Origin of the sequence: Nocardia sp. NPDC058497 (assembly GCF_042720195.1) — a bacterium.
Lineage (GTDB): Bacteria > Actinomycetota > Actinomycetes > Mycobacteriales > Mycobacteriaceae > Nocardia.
In genome coordinates this window covers 1-2210 of record NZ_JBHXMY010000789.1, presented here as the reverse complement: position 1 = coordinate 2210, position 2210 = coordinate 1, and the positions used below count along the sequence as shown (strand labels likewise).

At 64.6% G+C, this 2210-nt stretch carries 3 protein-coding genes; 1 reads left to right on the top strand and 2 read right to left on the bottom strand.

Going from position 1 to position 2210, the window contains the following annotated elements; translation table 11 throughout:
* A partial coding sequence (locus ACFWPJ_RS30975) for an amino acid ABC transporter permease (protein WP_378856788.1) occupies nt 1-767 on the bottom strand: 767 nt, incomplete at its 3' end.
* Entirely contained in the window at nt 764-1435 is a 672-nt protein-coding gene (locus tag ACFWPJ_RS30970) for an amino acid ABC transporter permease (protein ID WP_378856787.1), read from the bottom strand. The genes ACFWPJ_RS30970 and ACFWPJ_RS30975, both read right to left, overlap by 4 nt.
* A 229-nt stretch (nt 1436-1664) precedes the next feature.
* Between ACFWPJ_RS30970 and ACFWPJ_RS30965 the strand changes: the two genes are divergently transcribed.
* On the top strand, nt 1665-2081 hold the full coding sequence (locus ACFWPJ_RS30965; RefSeq protein ID WP_019044759.1) for a helix-turn-helix domain-containing protein: 417 nt from the start codon (nt 1665-1667) through the stop codon (nt 2079-2081).
* The last annotated feature ends 129 nt before the right edge of the window (nt 2082-2210 follow it).

The following is a 2210-nucleotide window of genomic DNA, read 5'->3' as shown; positions in this document are numbered from 1 at the left end:
GCCAGGTTCAGCGAGATCATGATCAGCGCGACGACCATCAGCGCCGGGATCGTGTTCTGCTGTGACGCACCCTCCTGCTGACCGGCGCGCACGATCTCCACATAGGTGATCTGGTAGCCCAGCGCGGTGTCCTTGAGTACGACCACCATCTGTGACACCAGCGCGGGCAGCATCGCCGTGATCGCCTGCGGCAGCAGGATCAGGCGCATCAGCTGGGTCTTGCGCAGGCCCAGCGCCACCGCGGCCTCGGTCTGGCCCTTGGGCAGCGACCGGATACCCGCGCGCACGATCTCGGCGATGACCGAGGCGTTGTAGATGACCAGCGCGATGACCACCGCGGCCAGCGCCAGGTCGTCGGAGCGGAAGATCTTGTACTCGCCGAACACGGCGAACAGGAAGATCATCAGGATCAGCACCGGGATCGCCCTGGACAGCTCGACGATCGCGCCCGCGGTCCAGCGGATCCACCGGTGATCCGACAACCGCAGGATGCCGAAGATCATGCCGAAGATCAGCGCGAACACGATCGAGATGGCCGCCGCGGTCAAGGTGCCACGCAGACCGGGCAGCAGGTAGGTCTCCCAGACCCCGGCTTCCAGGAACGGCTTCCACTTGGCCGCGGTGAACTGGCCCTGCTCGTCGAACGCGTCGAACAGCAGCCAGCCGAAACCGGCCAGCGCGAGGAGCACCAGCACCGAGTAGAAGTGATGCCGCCACCGCGCGCGGGGGCCCGGCGCGTCGAACAGGACCGAAGCGGCTGCGCTCATCGGGCTACCTCGTATCGCTTGGCCAGCCAGCCGAAGAACAGGCCGGTCGGCAGGGTGAGAATGACGAAGCCGAGGGCGAAGATCGCGCCGATCGCGAGCAGCGCCGCCTCGTTCTCGTTCATCTCGCTCATCAGGAACGCGGCCTCGCCGACGCCGATCACCGAGGCGATCGTCGAGTTCTTCGTCAACGCGATCAGCACACTGCCCAGCGGGGCGATGACCGCGCGAAACGCCTGCGGCAGCACCACCAGCCGCAGGTTCTGCGCGAAACCGAAGCCGAGCGAGCGGCCCGCCTCGGACTGGCCCAGCGGCACCGTATTGATTCCCGAGCGCAGCGACTCGCACACGAAAGCCGCCGTGTAGACACTCAAGCCGACGATCGCCCAGCGATAGTTGTTGTCCGACAGCGAATCACCGGCCAGTTTCCAGCCCAGCGTGGTGTAGAGGCCGAGCGAGCAGAACACGATGATCAGCGTCAGCGGGGTGTTGCGGAAGATCGAGACGTAGGCGGAGCCGATCCAGCGCGCGACCGGGATGGGAGACACGCGCATGGCGGCGACTCCGGTGCCCAGGATCAGCGCGCCGATCGCGGAGAAGAACGTCAGCTTGATGGTCACCCAGAAGGCGTCGAGGATTTGGGTGTCATACCTCGAGATCAGGTCGAACACGGACGCGCGTCCTCCGATCGGTGTGTAAGGGCCAGCAGGACATCAACCGGCGCGGGGGGGGGCCGGGGCCCCCCGCCCCCCCCCCCCGCGGGGGGCCGGGCCCCCCCCCCGGAAACCGTAGAGAAATCCTGATTCAGGCGTAGGTTTTCAGTTACTCAGCCGCTAATATCAATGATACGTATCCGAGATAACGACTGTTAGTACAGTGAAGGGAATTGGGCGGCTCACAATGGCTGATTTCGCGGCGCGGCTGAACAAGCTGTTCGAAACCGTGCATCCCCCGGGGCGCAAGCCGCACACCAACGCAGAGGTTGCGGCTGCGCTGACTGCCTCCGGGCATCCGATCTCGAAGCCGTATCTCTCGCAGTTGCGGTCGGGACAACGAACCAACCCGTCCGACGAGACGGTGGCCGCCCTGGCGAAGTTCTTCAAGGTCAAGCCTGACTACTTCTTCAACGACATCTACGCGGCCAAGATCGATCACGACCTGGAGCTGCTCGCGCAGCTGCAGGGCTACGGGCTGCGTCGACTGTCCAGCAGGGCATTCGACCTCTCGGAAGAATCACAGAATTTGCTCACCTCCATGGCGGAGAAGTTGAGGGCCAGCGAAGGCTTGCCCGAAATTCCTCCGGACGGAACGGAATAGGATCCACGCAGCGGTCGGCCTGACGCACCTGCTGGTGTCCTGGGTACGGCCGAGAAGCACCGGATACGTACACAGTGAAGGGGGCCGTTCACTGGGTAAACAACACACCAGAGCCCGGGAAGTTGGTGT

Coding starts and splice junctions, on each gene's coding strand:
- ACFWPJ_RS30965 (WP_019044759.1), top strand. CDS start 1,665: ATGGCTGATTTCGCGGCGCGGCTGAACAAGCTGTTCGAAACCGTGCAT.